Below are 15,258 nucleotides of genomic sequence, written 5' to 3' on the forward strand. Positions count from 1 at the left end.
CGTTCGTCGCATGCGGCGAAACCCATGGACGTGCGACGCGTTTGTCACGATAATGTCATCTTTCGCCCAGTCGGGGTTAGGGATTTTCATCGTCGTGCCGCCTTACGTCAATGCCGTCAGCAATTTCTGGAAGGATCGCCTCGCGGACGGCCCTCGTCCCGCTGAGCTGCCGTCGCTGAACCATCTGCTCGGCAATTTGTCGTTGCCGTTCGACCTGTCACGCACCCGGGCGCAGGCGGTGGCGCTGGCAGACCAGGTCAAGGGCGACGGGCGACATTTATTGCTAATCCCCGGCCTGATGGCGTCGGAACGGCGCATGGGGTGGCTGCGCCATATCCTGACTGCGGGCGGCTATCGCGCGCACGACTGGGGTATGGGTCGTAATTTCGGCCCCCGTCCCGACAGCCTGGAGCAGATCGACCGCCGCGTGGACGCGATCCGCAAACAATGCGGCGCCAAGGTCACGCTGGTCGGCTGGAGTCTGGGCGGCCTTTACGCCCGCGAATATGCCAAGTTCGCGACCGACAAGGTTGGCGGCGTGGTGACGATGGGTACGCCTTTTTCCGGCGATCCGCGCGCCAACCATGCCTGGCGCATTTATCAGCTGGTGTCGGGCTTCCCTGTCGATCGTCCGCCCTTCCCCTGCACGCGCGAGGAAAAGCCGCCGGTGCCGACGGTTGCCCTGTGGTCACGCCGCGATGGCGTGATCCTGCCGGAATGCGCGCGCGGTGGCGCCGGCGAGCGCGATCAGGCGATCGAGGTCGACTGCACCCATATGGGCTTCGCCGCATCCCCGGAAGGCATCGCCGCAGTCGGCCGCGCGCTGGAATTATGCGGGCCTGACGCAGCCGCGCTGATCCGCTTGGGCTAAGCGCTCGCCTGGACGACGGACGTCAGCCGCGCCAAGGCTTGATCCCGGCCGATGAGCGGTAGAAGCAGGCCCATGTCCGGGCCATGGTCCAGCCCCGTCAGGGCGCGGCGCAGGGGCAGGAACAGCGCCTTGCCCTTGCGGCCCGTCTCGTCCTTGAGCGCGCCGGTCAGGGTCCGCCAGATGTCGGCGTCGAATCGCGCCTCCGCCAGGATGCGATGCGCGGCGGCGAGGACATCGCGATCCTCTTGCGCCGCACCCGGCGCCACGACCGGGCCGGTGACGATGCGCCACCAGTCGGCCGCGCCCGCGACGGTCTCCAGATTGGGGCGGATTGCGTCCCAGGCGGCGGCGTCCATGCCATCGGGCAGGCGGTCGGCGACCTCCACATAGCCGAGCCGATGCACGATCTTCTGGTTGAGCGCGGCCAGTTCGGCCTCGTCGAACCGGGCGGGCGCGCGCCCGAAATGAGCGAAGTCGAAACTGTCGACCAGCGGCGCCAGTCTGGTGAAGGGCTCGATCGGCTGCGAGGAGCCGAGCCGCGCCAGCAGCGAGGCGATCGCCATCGGCTCCAGCCCGATTTCGCGAAAATGCGCGACGCCCAGCGACCCCAGCCGCTTCGACAGCTTGCCCTCGCTGCCGGTCAGCAGCGCTTCATGCGCGAAGGCGGGCAGCGGGGCGCCCAACGCGACGAACATCTGAATCTGGGTCGCCGTGTTGGAGACATGGTCCTCGCCGCGCAGCACATGCGTGACGCCCATGTTCACATCGTCGATGACCGACGGCAGCATGTAGAGCCAGCTGCCGTCGGCGCGGCGAATCACCGGGTCCGACAGCAATTTGGGATCAAAACGCTGCTCGCCGCGGATGAGGTCGGTCCAGGCGATCGGCTGGTCATGATCCAGCTTGAACCGCCAATGGGGCGTGCGCCCTTCGGCCTCATAGGCGGCGATCTGGTCCGCGGTCAGCGCGAGCGCGGCGCGATCATAGACCGGCGGCAGCCCGCGCCCCAGCAGGATCTTGCGCCGCAGCTCCAGCTCCTGCTGCGTTTCATAGGCGGGATAGACATGGCCCGAAGCCTTCAGCGCCTGGAACTTCTCCTCATACAGGGCGAAGCGATCGGACTGCTTCGCCTCCGCGTCCCAGCCCAGGCCAAGCCAGTGCAGGTCGGCGCGGATCGACTCGGCATATTCAGCGCGCGAGCGTTCCACATCCGTGTCGTCCAGCCGCAGCAGGAAGCGGCCGCCGCTCTTGCGCGCCCATAGCCAATTGTGCAGCGCGGCGCGGATATTGCCGACATGGAGATGGCCGGTCGGCGACGGGGCGAAGCGCGTGATGACGGTCATATGTGCAACCCGTTCGTGCTGAGAAGTCATTGAGCAAGGCCGAAACGCCGTATCGACCTTTGGCACGCTCAGCCCCTACGCAGCGCGAACGGCCTTTCCCAGTGCTTATATCGTTCGGAAGGCGTTGGTGATGGGATAGCGGCGATCCCGGCCAAAATTGCGGATGCCGAGCTTGACGCCCGGCGGCGACTGGCGCCGCTTATATTCGGCGACGTAAAGCAGCCGCTCGATCCGGGCGACCAGATCCTTGTCGAACCCGCGGCCGACAAGATCGTCGACCGACAATTCCTCCTCCACCAGGCCATAGAGGATCGGGTCCAGCACGTCATAGGGCGGCAGGCTGTCGTCGTCACGCTGGTCCGCGCGCAGTTCCGCGCTGGGCGGCTTGGTGATGATCCGTTCGGGCATCACCGGACCGGTCGGGCCAAGGCCCGACCCCAGCGAGGGGACGTGCGCGTTGCGCCAGCGGCTGAGGTCGAACACCGTGGTCTTGTAAGCGTCCTTCAGCACGGAATAGCCGCCCGCCATGTCGCCATAGATGGTGGCATAGCCCACCGACATCTCGCTCTTGTTGCCGGTGGTGAGCAGCATATGTCCGAATTTATTGGAAAGGCTCATCAGCGTGACACCGCGGATGCGCGACTGGATATTCTCCTCCGTCAGGTCGCGGGCGCGTCCGCCGAAGGCCGGCGCCAGCATGATGTCGAATGCGCCGACCGCCGGTTCGATCGGGATGACGTCGTAGCGCACGCCCAGCAGCCGCGCGCATTCGACCGCGTCGTCCAGGCTGTCCTGGCTGGTGAAGCGCGAGGGCATCATCACGCACCAGACGCGATCGGGGCCCAGCGCATCGACCGCCACGGCAGCCGACAACGCCGAATCGATCCCGCCCGACAGGCCGAGCACGACGCCGGGAAAGCGGTTGCGGTCCACATAGTCGCGCAGGCCCAGCACCATCGCATTGTAGATGTCGGCCGGGCGTTCATCGAGCGGGTGCGGATCGCCGGGCAGGCAGACCCACTGCCCGTCCCATTTCTCCCACTGCGTCAGCACCAGCGCCTCTTCCCAGTCCGGCAGCTGCTGGGCGATCGACAGGTCCGCGTTCATCACGAAGGAAGCGCCATCGAACACCAGCTCGTCCTGCCCGCCGACACGGTTGAGATAGGCAAGCGGCAGGCCGGTTTCGCGCACCCGCGTGCCAGCGACGGCATTCTGGCGCCGATCGTCCTTGTCGACTTCGAACGGACTGCCATTGGGGCTGATCAGGATGTCCGCGCCTTCGCTGCGCAGATGCGCGGTGACGAAGGGGAACCAGATATCCTCGCAAATGGGTACGCCGATCTTCACGCCGCGAAAGTCGATCGGCGCGGGCAGCGGACCGGGCGCGAACAGGCGCTTTTCGTCGAACGTGCCATAATTGGGCAGCTCGCGCTTCGCGCGCACCGCCGTCACCGCGCCCTGATCCAGCAGCGCGACGACGTTGAACAGCACGCCCTGCGCGGCGACCGCGGTACCGACCAGCATCGCCGGGCCGCCATCGGCGGTTTCCTGCGCCAGGCGGTCGAGCTGGTAATTGGCCTCAGTCACCAGAGCGGGCTTGAGCACCAGATCCTCCGGCGGATAGCCGATCAGCTGCAGCTCGGGATAGACGATCAGGTCCGCCGCGCTGGCCCGCGCCCGCCATTCCAGCATCGCGTCGGCATTGGCCTTGAGGTCGCCCACGGACTGGGTCATCTGCGCGAGCGCGATCACGAGTTTGTCGGTCATGGCGCGCGCCCTAGTGCATTTTGCCGACACGCGCAAAAGCGCCCTTTCCACCATGGGCTCCCGCCGCTAAAGGGGCCGCGTCTCGCGCATCGTCATCAATTCGTCACGTCACCTAATCGTCTGGGGGTTTTGGCCATGAAGCTCATGACCGGCAATTCCAACAAGCCACTTGCGGCCGCCATCGCCGACTATATCGAAATCCCGCTGACCGACGCCAGCGTCCGGCGTTTCGCCGACGAAGAGGTGTTCGTGGAAATTCACGAAAATGTGCGGGGCGAGGATGTGTTCGTCATCCAGTCGACGGCCTATCCGACCAACGACAATCTGATGGAATTGCTGATCATGATCGATGCGCTGAAACGCGCATCGGCCAAACGCATCACCGCGGTCATCCCCTATTTCGGCTATGCCCGCCAGGATCGCAAGCCCGGCCCCCGCACGCCGATCAGCGCCAAGCTGGTCGCCAACCTCATCACCACGGCGGGCGCCAACCGCGTCCTATCGGTCGATCTGCATGCCGGGCAGATCCAGGGCTTCTTCGACATCCCGACCGACAATCTGTTCGGCGCGCCGGTCATGTCGGCCGACATCCAGGCCCGTTTCGCGGATCGCAACATCACCGTGGTGTCGCCCGACGTGGGTGGCGTGGTGCGCGCCCGCGCGCTCGCCAAGCGGCTGGACAATGCGCCGCTCGCCATTGTCGACAAGCGCCGCGAGCGCGCTGGCGAATCGGAAGTCATGAACATCATCGGCGACGTGAAGGGCCGATTCTGCATCCTGATCGACGACATCGTCGATTCGGCCGGCACGCTGTGCAACGCCGCCGCCGCGCTGAAGGCCGAAGGAGCCGAGGACGTGATCGCCTATGTCAGCCATGGCGTGCTGTCGGGCGGCGCGGTCGCGCGTGTCGAAGCGTCGGAGCTGCTGGAACTGGTCATCACCGATTCGATCCAGGGCACGGACGCGGTATGCAACGCCCAGCGTGTTCGCCACTTGCCCATCGCCCCGCTGCTGGGCGAGGCGATCAAGCGCATCGCGGACGAAAGTTCGGTATCCAGCCTGTTCGACTGACGGCCTGCCCGGCGCGCGGGATCAGTGCGCCGGGAACAGGATGATCGGCAGGGCGAAGACCAGCGCGACGCCAGCGACGATCCGCTGGCCGCGCGATACGCCGATCGGCAGCTCCCGCCAGACCATGGGGCAGGCGAGCAGGGCAAAGACGATCAGAAGGTTCGCAATGGTGTCCGATCCGCCGATCGGCATATCCTGACGCAGGGCGAGGCCCGCGAACAGGAAGACGAAGCTCAATATCCAGCCGACAAGCGCCATGCATTCCCCCTTGGATGGTCCAAGGCTAGGACGGCGGGGTTGCGATAAACTTAATCCGCTTCGTCCGGGATCGGCGCCCAGGGATCATAGCTGCCGAAGCTCCAGACATTTCCTTCCGGATCGAGCGCGGTATAGCCGCGCCCGGGATAGCCCGGATTGTCATGCGGTTCGTCGACCACCACCGCCCCTTCGTTGCGCGCGTGCAGGCAGTGGGCGTCGACATCCGGCACGACCATGTAGACGCAGGCGGTGGTGCCGCCCAGGTCCCGCACCGTCGACCAGGTGTAGAGCGATTCGCCCTCCATGTCCTTGACGCTGCCGAGCATCACCATGCCGCGTCCCTTCTCTGTGCCCAGCACCAGTTGCGCATGGTGGATGATGCTGCTGTCGAGATCATCGGCGTAGACGGCGTGACGTTCGAAACCGAAGGCGTCGCACAGGAAAGCGATGGCGGCGGGCGCATCGGCATAGCGCAGGCACGGAATGACGGGGGAACCGGGCATGATCCTCTCCTTGGCTGAAGCGCGCAAAGGGTAGCGCAAAGCCTGACCAGCCGCTAGGCGTCCGGGCATGACGACCCGCGATGACCTGGCCCTTGCCCACCGCCTAGCCGATGCCGCCGGAGAGGCCATCCGCCCCTTTTTCCGTGCGCGCTACGATCTGGAGATCAAGGCGGACAAGTCGCCGGTGACGGAGGCCGACCGCGCCGCCGAAGCTGCGATCCGCGCGATCCTGGAACAGGAGCGGCCCGGCGACGGCATCATCGGCGAGGAATATGGATCGGTCCGCACCGACGCCGAGCGCGTGTGGATTCTCGACCCGATCGACGGCACGCGCAGCTTCATCGCCGGACGGCCGATCTTCGGCACGCTGATCGCGCTGACGCAAGGCGGCTGGCCGACGATCGGCATCATCGACCAGCCGATCGCGCGCGAACGCTGGGCGGGGATGAGCGGGCAGCCGACCACCTTCAACGGCAAGCCGGTACGCACGCGCGCGTGCAAGGCGCTGGAGGGCGCGGGGATAGCCACCACCAGCCCGCATCTCTTCGCCGACGGCGATGTGCCCCATTATATGGCGCTGGTGGCCGCCGTGTCGGGCGGGTCGCCGCGCCAGGGGCCGGTCTATGGCGGGGACTGTTATAATTACGGGCTGCTCGCCTCGGGCTTCCTCGACATCGTCATCGAATCGGGGCTGCAAAGCTACGACTTCGCGGCGCTGGTGCCGGTGGTCGAGGGTGCGGGCGGCATGATGTGCGACTGGAATGGGGAGCCGCTGACCGCGGACAGCGAGGGCCATGTGCTGGCGCTGGGCGATCCGGCGCGGCTGGAGGATGTGCTGGAAGCCATTCACGGCGCGGACCCGGCGCATCATCACGACCACTAAAGGCTGGCCCTTAGAGACGTTGGCAATGAAGGCGCTGCGCTTGGCGGCGCGCGTGACCGCACGCCAGCGCCTGTCACCGGCCCATTGCCGCCCGTCGCGCGCGCTGGCATGGCGGTGTCATGACACGCATCGGACTGCTGGGCGGCTCCTTCAATCCCGCGCATGACGGGCATCGGGCGATTTCTTTGTTCGCGCAGGAAGCGCTGGCGCTGGAAGAGGTCTGGTGGCTGGTGTCGCCGGGCAACCCGTTGAAGCCCGCCAGGGGCATGGCGCCCTTGCCGACGCGACTGGCCCGCGCTCGCCAGGTGGCGCGCCGCGCGCCGATCCGCGCCACCGCGATCGAAAGCCATTTGCGCACCCGCTATACCGTCGATACCTTGCGGGCGCTGGTCCGCCGCTATCCCCGCAACGACTTCATCTGGCTGATGGGCGCGGACAATCTGGCCCAGTTCGGCCAGTGGAAGAATTGGCGCGGCATCGCGCGTCTAATGCCCATTGCCGTGATCGCTCGTCCGGGTTATGATGACGCCGCCCGTGGCTCTGCGGCCATGAGCTGGCTGCGGCGCTTCGTCCGGCCCGCGCGCCAGAGTGCAGACTGGACGAATTGGAGAGTGCCGGCGCTCGTGCTATTGCGCTTCCGCCCTGATCCAAGATCGGCGACCCTGCTGCGGCAGGCGGACCCCCTCTGGCATCGCGAATATGAAGCAACGCGTGTGCGCGATCCGCTCACGCGCCGGTATATCGTCTAGATTGGAGTTTTTTTGACCAGACCCGCCCCTGCCAACGATATGGCGCCCAGCGCCGAATCCGTGGCCGCCCTGCACGCCCTTGTCATGCAGTCGCTCGACGACGACCAGGCGCAGGAAACCATCTCCATCCCGCTGGAAGGCAAGAGCAGCATCGCCGATCACATGGTGATTGCGAGCGGCCGTTCGTCGCGCCAGGTCGCGGCGATGGCCCAGCATCTGGCCGAGAAGATCAAGAAGGAAACGGGCCGCTCCGCGCGGGTCGAGGGGCTGCCGGTCGCCGACTGGGTGCTGATCGACGCGGGCGACGTGATCGTTCACCTGTTCCGGCCGGAAGTGCGCAGCTTCTACAATCTGGAACGGATGTGGGGCTTCGTCGACGCGCCGATCGCCGGCAACGCCTGACGCTTTCCGCCCGAATGTCCCGATAGGCCGCCGAGCGACGACGAAGCGGCATGTCGAAGGATGGCGCGGGCGCTTCGATAAGGGGCTGCGCCCCTACTCGGCATGAACGGAGTAGGGTGTGCTTCTCCATATCATCGCGCGCGGCAAGATCGGACGATCGCCCGAAGCCGATCTGGTCGATCGCTATCTGAAGCGGCTGACCATGCCGCATCGCGTCACGGAACTGCCCGATCGCGGCGGCAAGCTGCCGCCTGCGGGCCCGGGCACCGTCACTGTCCTGCTCGATGAAAAGGGCAAGCAACTCGGCTCGATGGATTTCGCCCGCCGGATCGAAGGCTGGCGCGATGGCGGGACGCGCGAATGCCGTTTCCTGATCGGCGCGGCGGATGGCTTCGACGATGCCGATCGCGCCACGGCCGACCTGCTGATCGCGTTCGGCGCCATGACCTGGCCGCACATGATGGCGCGCGCGATGCTGGCCGAGCAGCTCTGGCGGAGTTGCTCCATCCTGGCGGGTCATCCCTATCATCGCGAAGGCTGAGCGCTCGACACGCGCGGCGCTTGTGCCTAGTCACGGGCGGGCAAGAGCGGGATATCGGGTGAAGCGCAACCTCCTCATCGCAAGCGGCATGGCGGGCCTGATGGCGTTTGCCGCGACGCGCCTGCCGGCGGCGGACGAGGATGCGCTGATCCTGCAGGGCACGGCCGGCACGACCCTGGCGCAGGAGCAGCAGGCGCTCAAGGCCGCGCGCCGCCAGTCCGACGACGCCCGCGAGCGCGCCGCCCGGCTGGCGCAGCAGGCGACGGCCGCGCGCGATGCCGCCGAACAGGCGCGCCGCCGCGCCGCCGCTGTCGCGGCGCGCATCCAGCAGGCGGAAGCCGACATCCAGGCGGCGCAGGCGCGGATCGCCATCATCGCGCGGCTGCAGCGCGCCCAGGCGGCGCGGCTGGCCGCAAAGCAGGAACCGGTCGTGCGCCTGACCGCCGCGCTGCAGATGATCGCGCGGCGGCCGCTGGCGCTGGCGCTGGTGCAGCCCGGCAGCGTCAGCGACGCAGTGCATCTGCGCGCCGTGCTGGGCCAAGTGCTGCCGGTGATCGAGCAGCGCACCGCCGGCCTGCGCGCGGAGCTGGCGCGCAGCCGCGCCCTGCGCGCGACGGCGCGGCAGGCCGCCGACGCGCTCGACCAGGCGCAGCAGGATCGCAAGGCGCAGCAGGTCGAACTCGCCGCGCTGGAGACGCAGAAGCGGCTCGCCGCCCGCGACTATCGGGCCAATGCGGGCCTGGAAAGCGAGCGCGCGCTGGCGCTGGGCGAGCGGGCGCGCGACATCGTCGACCTGATGGACCGGCTGGAGCAGGCGGGCGACCTGCGCGAACGGCTGGCGCGGCTGTCGGGTCCGCTGCCGCGTCCGGCGCGGCCGGACCAGGCCGGCGCCGTGCCCGCCGAAGCCGACGCGCGGCCGAGCGGCCCGCCCCCCTATCGCCTGCCGGTCGTCGGTCAGCTCGTCACCGGCATGGGGGAAGTCAATGACAGCGGCGTGCGCGCCCGCGGCCTGACGCTGGTGACTCAACCGGGCGCGCAGGCGATCGCGCCGACCGCAGGCCGCATCGCCTTTGCCGGCCCCTATCGCGACTATGGCCAGATCCTCATCATCGACCATGGCGGCGGATGGACCACGTTGATCACCGGGCTCCACCGGCTGGCGACGGGCGTGGGCGATGCCGTGCGCCAGGGCGATCCCGTCGGCGTGACAAGCGCGCGACGCAGCAACATCACCGTCGAACTGCGCCGCAACGGGCGGCCTGTGGACATAATCCCCCTCGTCGGGCTGCTGTGACTGGTCCGAACATGTTGGCCCTTCGGCGCGCCGCCGTTCACCCCACGCTCATCGCCGCTGCATGACATTGGTCGAAGCGCGCTTTTGCGTTGGCCGGCGAATCGGCGTATATTGGGCACTTGATGCGAACTCCTAGGACAGCCATGAAATCCACCTTCCTCCAGGGCGCGATCGCGCTCGGGGCGCTTGCGCTCATCCCCGCCACCACGGCCGCGCTCGCCGATGGGGAGGCGTCGAGCTACAAGGCGCTCGATGAATTCATGGACGTGTTCCAGAAGGTCCGCACCGACTATGTCGAGAAGGTCGACGACGAAAAGCTGATCAAGGGCGCGATCGACGGCATGCTCGCCAGCCTCGACCCCCATTCCAGCTTCCTCGACGCGCGCGACTTCCAGAATCTGCGCACCCAGACCGAAGGCAGCTATGGCGGCCTGGGCCTGTCGGTCACGCAGGAGGATGGCGCGGTCAAGGTGATAGCGCCGACGCAGGACACCCCCGCCTGGCGCGCGGGGATCAAGGCCGGCGACTATATCACCCACATCGATGGCCAGCTTATCTATGGCGGCACGCTGGACGAGGCGGTCGACAAGATGCGCGGCGCGCCCGGCACCAGTCTGAAACTGACGCTGGTGCGCCCGGGCCGCGACAAGCCGATCGACCTGACGCTGACGCGCGAGATCATCCAGCTCAAGCCCGTCAAGTGGGAGGTGAAGAAGGACATCGGCGTCATCACCATCGTCAGCTTCTCGGCCAATACAGGGGCCGACGTGCGCCAGGCGATCCGCAGCATCGACAAGAGCCTGGGCCACAAGCCGACCGGCTATGTGCTGGACCTGCGCTCCAATCCCGGCGGCTTGCTGGACGAGGCGGTGACGGTCAGCGACACCTTCCTGGAGCGCGGCGAGATCGTGTCGCAGCGCGGCCGGCAGAAGGGCGATGTCGAACGCTATTATGCCAAACCGGGTGACGACGCGAAGGGCCTGCCGGTGATCGTGCTGGTCGACGCGGGTTCGGCATCGGCGTCCGAAATCGTCGCGGGCGCGTTGCAGGACCAGCATCGCGCGCTGGTGATGGGCGAGCGCAGCTTCGGCAAGGGATCGGTGCAGACGATGCTGCCCTTGAGCAACACGACCGCGCTCAAGCTGACCACCGCCCGCTACTTCACGCCTTCGGGCCGCAGCGTGCAGGAAGGCGGCATCCAGCCGGACATCCGCGTGCCGCAGCTGAGCGATCCCGATTACAAGAACCGGCCAAAATTCCGCGAGAGTGACCTGCGCCGGCATCTGATCAACGAGATCAAGACCGACGACGCGGCGCTGGAAGAGGACAGCAAGGACGATCCGCGCTTCGCCATGAGCGCCGAAGAGCTGAAGAAGCAGGGCGTCGAGGATTTCCAGATGGACTATGCGCTCAAGACGATCGGCCGGCTGGCGAGCACGCCGGGCGCGGTCGTCGCCCAGGCCGCAGCGCGCAAGCCCGGCGCGAAATAGGCGCAAGGCCTGTCCGGCGGAACAAGTTCAGCATGACGAACCCATGGGAAGGCTCTAAGCCGACGCGATGAAGAGCCTTTCCCTTGCCCGCGCCTTGGCGCTGATCGTCCCGCTTCTGATGCTCGCCGGCGCTTATGGCTTCCAATATCTGGGCGGCCTGCCTCCGTGCGAGATGTGCTGGTGGCAGCGCTATCCCCATTTCGCCGCCGTCCCGCTCGCGCTGATCGCCTATGGGCTGCGCGGCCGCGCTTGCATCAGCGCGCTCTTCGTCGGCCTGGCCGGACTGGCGGTGGGGGTCAGCGGATTGATCGGCCTGTTTCACGCCGGGGTCGAATATGGCTGGTGGGAAGGGCTGACCACCTGCTCGACCATGCCCGCCGGCGACAGTGCCGCCGATCTGTTGGATCAGATCATGGCCAGCCCCGTCACGCGCTGCGATGTCGCGCCTTGGAGCCTGATGGGCATTTCCATGGCCGGCTATAACGGCCTCTTGTCGAGCGCGACGGCGCTCGCCATCTTGGCATTGCTGCTGAAAGCGAGGAAGGCATGAGCGCAGGCCCAGACTATCCGCGCCCGACCAGGCGCCTGTCGGATCGGGGCCGCGCGTCGATGCTGCGCGTCGATCAGGCTGGCGAGTTCGGCGCGACGCGCATCTATGCCGGCCAGCTGGCGGTGATGGGCGATCGCCATCCCTATGGCCGGATCATCGCCGGCATGGCGAGCCAGGAAGAGCGGCATCGCCAGGCCTTCGATGCGATGATCGCGCGGCGCGGCGTGCGGCCGACGGCGCTGGCGCCGATCTGGAATGTCGCGGGGTTCGCGCTGGGCGCGGTCACCGCCGCGCTGGGACCACGGGCGGCGATGGCCTGCACCGCCGCGGTCGAAACCGAGATCGACCGCCATTATGCCGAGCAGCTGGACGATCTGGGCGAAGCCGATCCGGAACTCTCGATCGCCATCGCGGATTTTCAGGCGGAGGAGGTGGAGCATCGCGACGCCGCGATCGCCCATGGCGCCGAGCAGGCGCCGGCCTACCCCCTGTTGTCGGGCGCCATCCGCTTGGGCTGTCGCGCCGCCATTGCGCTTTCCAAGCGAATCTGACGCCGCGGGCGTCTGCAAGAGGATCGACGGATGATGAAGAAGATGATGATCGCCGCCTTCGCCCTGGCCAGCGCCGCCGCCCCTGCGATGGCGCAGCAGGGCGCCGCGCCGGCGGAGACCGGCACGGCCGGTTCGGAAAAGGTCAACATCGTCATCGTCTATGGCGATGATGCCTGTCCGCAGAGCCAGGGCGACGACATCGTCGTGTGCGCGCGCAAGGGCGAGGAGGAACGCTTCCGCATTCCCGAGCCGCTGCGCGGCGATCCCAACAAGCCCAGCAACCAGGCCTGGGGCGAGCGGGTGCGGGCGCTGGAATATGTCGGGCGGTCGGGCACCGAAAGCTGCTCGCCGTCGGGCGCCGGCGGCGCGACCGGCTGCTTCGCGCAGCTTGCCCGCCTGGCCAAGGCGGAGCGGCAGCAGGCAGACAATGCCAGCTGGAAGGACCTGGTCGCGGCCGAGCGGGAGAAGCGGCTGTCGACTATCGACGCCGACAGCGAAGCCATCGAGGCGCGGGTGCGGGCGGAAGAGGAAGCCGAAGCCAAGGCGCAGCAGCAGGCCGCGCCGCAGGACGGCACGTCGCCGCCGCAGCCCTGATGGCCGGCGGCCATGACGGATCGGACGGCGGGGCGCCGTCCTGATCCTTGCCGGCACAGACCAGCACGCTGCAGGGGCGGACATTCACAGGGGATAGAAGGACAAGAGCTATGCGCCACGGCGCCATTCCCCTGATCGGCCTGATGCTGACCCCCCTGTTCCCCACGGCCGCGGCCGCTCAGGCCGAGCCGCCGCCCGAGCGGATCATCAACCTGCTCGTCTATGGCGATGATCCCTGCCCGAAGAGCGAGGGAGACGAGATCGTCGTGTGCGCGCGGCGGCCGGAGGCGGAGCGCTATCGCATCCCCAAGAAGCTGCGGGAGAAGCCCGCGCCGGCCGGCGGCCCCGGCTGGGCGAGCCAGGTGGCGAACATGGAGCAGGTGCAGCGATCGACCCTGCCCAACAGCTGCTCGGTCAATGGCAGCAACGGCTTTACCGGCTGCACCGCCAAGATGCTGCAACAATGGTTCGCCGAACGGCGGATGGACCAGAGCAACGGCGAACCTTAAGGCGCGGGCTGCGCCACTTCGAACATGTCCTCTACCCTGACGTCGGTCGGCGGCGCGTCGCGCTCGGCGGCCTGGCGCGCCCACATGGTGGCGTAAAGGCCGTCGGCGCGGACGAGATCGGCATGGCGACCGCGTTCGACGATGCGCCCCTGGTCGAGCACGATGATCTCATCGGCATCGACGATGGTCGAGAGGCGGTGCGCGACGACCAGCGTCGTGCGCTTGCGGCTGATGTCGCGCAGCACGGTCTGGATTTCGGTTTCGGTGCGGCTGTCGAGCGCGCTGGTCGCTTCGTCCAGCACCAGCACCGGCGGGTCCTTGAGCAAGGTGCGGGCAATGGCGACGCGCTGCTTTTCGCCGCCCGAAAGCTTGAGCCCGCGTTCGCCCACGCGCGTGTCATAGCCCTGCGGCAGGCCGAGGATGAAGTCGTGGATCTGCGCCGCGCGCGCCGCCGCCTCGATCTGCGCCTGGGTCGCGCCTTCGCGGCCATAGGCGATATTATAGCCAATCGTATCGTTGAACAGCACCATGTCCTGCGGCACGATGCCGATCGCCGCGCGGAGCGACTGCTGCGTCACGCCGGCAATGTCCTGCCCGTCGATCGTCACCGCGCCCGACGCGATGTCGTAAAAGCGGAAGAGGATGCGCGCGATGGTGGATTTGCCTGCGCCCGAGGGGCCAACGATCGCCAGCGTCCCGCCCGCGGGCACGGCGAAGCTGACGCCGTGCAGAATTTCCCGTTCGGGATCATAGCCGAAGCGCACCTGGTCGAAGCGCACCGCGCCGCCAGCGACGGCCAGCGCGCGCGCGCCGGGCGCGTCGGCGACTTCGGTCGGCGTGTCGATGAGCGTGTACATCGCCTCCATGTCGATAAGGCCCTGGCGGATGGTGCGATAGACCATGCCGAGCAGGTCGAGCGGACGGAACAGCTGCGACAGCAGGGTATTGACCAGCACCACGTCGCCAGTGGTGAACCGCCCGCTGCTCCAGCCCCAGACGGTATAGGCCATCGCGCCCGCCATCATCAGGTTGGTGATCAGCGACTGGCCGATATTGAGCCAGGCGAGGCTGTTCTCGCTCTTGACCGCGGCGCGCGCATAGCGGCGCATGGCCGCGCCATAGCGCTGTGCCTCCCGCTCCTCCGCGCCGAAATATTTGACCGTTTCGAAATTGAGCAGGCTGTCGACCGCATGGGCGACCGCGCTGGTGTCCATGTCGACCATGTCGCGGCGCAACTGGTTGCGCCATTCGGTGACGGTGCGGGTGAACCAGATATAGGCGGCCACCATCGCCAGCGTCGCGGCGACGAGGCCGGGCCCGAACTTGACGAGGAAGATGACGCAGACGGCGACCAGTTCGATCACGGTGGGCGCGATGTTGAACAGCAGGAAGTAGAGCATCGTGTCGATGCTTTTCGTGCCCCGTTCGACGATCTTGGTGACGGCGCCGGTGCGGCGGTCGAGATGGAAGCGCAGCGAGAGGCGGTGGAGATGGACGAACACATCGTCAGAGAGCCGCCGCCCGGCCTCCTGCCCCACATTTTCGAACACGGCGTTGCGCAGATTGTCGAACAGCACGCCGGCAAAACGCGCGCCGGCATAAGCGACGACCAGCGCGATGGCGAGGCCGGCGGCGGGCTCCAGCCCCGGCGCCATCCGGTCGATCGCGCCCTTATAGGCGAAGGGCATGATGAGCGTCACCGCCTTGGCAAGCGCCACCAGCACCATGGCGATGACGACGCGGCGACGCAGCGCGGGCGCGTCCGCCGGCCACAGATAGGGCAGGAAGCGCCGGAAGGTCGCCCACACCGGAGGCAGCGGCGCGGCTATCGGGGTTTCGGGAGGCATTGCACGCTATTTAGGCAGTTCGGCGCGGCATTCCA

General features: G+C 67.5%; 17 protein-coding genes. 12 read left to right on the plus strand and 5 right to left on the minus strand.

Features of this window, described 5'->3' with window-relative positions:
- The first annotated feature begins 94 nt into the window (after positions 1 to 94).
- Positions 95 to 871, plus strand: coding sequence for an esterase/lipase family protein (locus ACGGKE_RS10185; RefSeq protein WP_394437527.1), 777 nt, complete (start codon positions 95 to 97; stop codon positions 869 to 871).
- On the opposite strand, the gene gltX is transcribed toward ACGGKE_RS10185, so the two are convergent.
- Together gltX and ACGGKE_RS10195 are read right to left on the minus strand one after the other, a co-directional pair.
- Positions 868 to 2,214 (minus strand): glutamate--tRNA ligase, encoded by a 1,347-nt coding sequence (gltX, locus tag ACGGKE_RS10190; RefSeq protein WP_394437529.1) that lies wholly within the window; start codon positions 2,212 to 2,214, stop codon positions 868 to 870. The two genes, ACGGKE_RS10185 and gltX, sit on opposite strands and share 4 nt — an antisense overlap.
- Positions 2,215 to 2,319: 105 nt before the next feature.
- The gene (locus tag ACGGKE_RS10195) at positions 2,320 to 3,981 is read right to left on the minus strand and encodes an NAD+ synthase (RefSeq protein WP_394437531.1); all 1,662 of its coding nucleotides are present in this window, start codon (positions 3,979 to 3,981) and stop codon (positions 2,320 to 2,322) included.
- A gap of 135 nt (positions 3,982 to 4,116) precedes the next feature.
- Here ACGGKE_RS10195 and ACGGKE_RS10200 point away from each other — a divergent pair, with 135 nt between their 5' ends.
- Positions 4,117 to 5,052 (plus strand): ribose-phosphate pyrophosphokinase, encoded by a 936-nt coding sequence (locus tag ACGGKE_RS10200; protein ID WP_228164967.1) that lies wholly within the window; start codon positions 4,117 to 4,119, stop codon positions 5,050 to 5,052.
- A gap of 21 nt (positions 5,053 to 5,073) precedes the next feature.
- Here the strand turns inward: ACGGKE_RS10200 and ACGGKE_RS10205 are convergent, their stop codons facing one another.
- Complete coding sequence (locus ACGGKE_RS10205; RefSeq protein ID WP_394437534.1) at positions 5,074 to 5,310, minus strand: hypothetical protein; 237 nt, start codon at positions 5,308 to 5,310, stop codon at positions 5,074 to 5,076.
- A gap of 50 nt (positions 5,311 to 5,360) precedes the next feature.
- Positions 5,361 to 5,813, minus strand: coding sequence for a VOC family protein (locus tag ACGGKE_RS10210; protein ID WP_394437536.1), 453 nt, complete (start codon positions 5,811 to 5,813; stop codon positions 5,361 to 5,363).
- Between the two features lie 67 nt (positions 5,814 to 5,880).
- On the opposite strand from ACGGKE_RS10210, the gene hisN reads away from it, so the two are divergent.
- The 10 genes from hisN to ACGGKE_RS10260 all read left to right on the plus strand — a co-directional run bounded on the left by hisN (position 5,881) and on the right by ACGGKE_RS10260 (position 13,376).
- Positions 5,881 to 6,696 (plus strand): histidinol-phosphatase, encoded by an 816-nt coding sequence (gene hisN / locus ACGGKE_RS10215; RefSeq protein ID WP_317517780.1) that lies wholly within the window; start codon positions 5,881 to 5,883, stop codon positions 6,694 to 6,696.
- Between the two features lie 119 nt (positions 6,697 to 6,815).
- On the plus strand, positions 6,816 to 7,445 hold the full coding sequence (locus ACGGKE_RS10220; protein ID WP_394437539.1) for a nicotinate-nucleotide adenylyltransferase: 630 nt from the start codon (positions 6,816 to 6,818) through the stop codon (positions 7,443 to 7,445).
- Positions 7,446 to 7,457: 12 nt separating this feature from the next.
- On the plus strand, positions 7,458 to 7,847 hold the full coding sequence (gene rsfS / locus ACGGKE_RS10225; protein WP_228164972.1) for a ribosome silencing factor: 390 nt from the start codon (positions 7,458 to 7,460) through the stop codon (positions 7,845 to 7,847).
- A 118-nt stretch (positions 7,848 to 7,965) separates the two neighbouring features.
- Positions 7,966 to 8,388 (plus strand): 23S rRNA (pseudouridine(1915)-N(3))-methyltransferase RlmH, encoded by a 423-nt coding sequence (locus tag ACGGKE_RS10230; RefSeq protein ID WP_394437542.1) that lies wholly within the window; start codon positions 7,966 to 7,968, stop codon positions 8,386 to 8,388.
- A gap of 58 nt (positions 8,389 to 8,446) precedes the next feature.
- A complete protein-coding gene (locus ACGGKE_RS10235; RefSeq protein WP_394437544.1) occupies positions 8,447 to 9,682 on the plus strand; it encodes a murein hydrolase activator EnvC family protein in 1,236 nt (411 codons plus the stop codon).
- A 143-nt stretch (positions 9,683 to 9,825) separates the two neighbouring features.
- Positions 9,826 to 11,172, plus strand: a complete 1,347-nt coding sequence (locus ACGGKE_RS10240) for a S41 family peptidase (RefSeq protein ID WP_228164976.1) — start codon at positions 9,826 to 9,828, stop codon at positions 11,170 to 11,172.
- A 67-nt stretch (positions 11,173 to 11,239) separates the two neighbouring features.
- The gene (locus ACGGKE_RS10245; protein WP_394437547.1) at positions 11,240 to 11,722 is read left to right on the plus strand and encodes a disulfide bond formation protein B; all 483 of its coding nucleotides are present in this window, start codon (positions 11,240 to 11,242) and stop codon (positions 11,720 to 11,722) included.
- The gene (locus ACGGKE_RS10250) at positions 11,719 to 12,273 is read left to right on the plus strand and encodes a demethoxyubiquinone hydroxylase family protein (RefSeq protein WP_394437549.1); all 555 of its coding nucleotides are present in this window, start codon (positions 11,719 to 11,721) and stop codon (positions 12,271 to 12,273) included. Before ACGGKE_RS10245 ends, ACGGKE_RS10250 begins: the two co-directional genes overlap by 4 nt.
- Positions 12,274 to 12,303: 30 nt before the next feature.
- On the plus strand, positions 12,304 to 12,867 hold the full coding sequence (locus ACGGKE_RS10255; protein ID WP_394437551.1) for a hypothetical protein: 564 nt from the start codon (positions 12,304 to 12,306) through the stop codon (positions 12,865 to 12,867).
- 110 nt (positions 12,868 to 12,977) lie between these two features.
- A complete protein-coding gene (locus tag ACGGKE_RS10260) occupies positions 12,978 to 13,376 on the plus strand; it encodes a hypothetical protein (protein ID WP_394437553.1) in 399 nt (132 codons plus the stop codon).
- Here ACGGKE_RS10260 and ACGGKE_RS10265 read toward each other — a convergent pair.
- Entirely contained in the window at positions 13,373 to 15,223 is a 1,851-nt protein-coding gene (locus ACGGKE_RS10265) for an ABCB family ABC transporter ATP-binding protein/permease (protein WP_394437555.1), read from the minus strand. The genes ACGGKE_RS10260 and ACGGKE_RS10265 overlap by 4 nt on opposite strands.
- Positions 15,224 to 15,258: the final 35 nt, after the last annotated feature.

This window comes from Sphingobium naphthae (assembly GCF_043589935.1).
Taxonomy (GTDB): Bacteria; Pseudomonadota; Alphaproteobacteria; order Sphingomonadales; family Sphingomonadaceae; genus Sphingobium; species Sphingobium naphthae_A.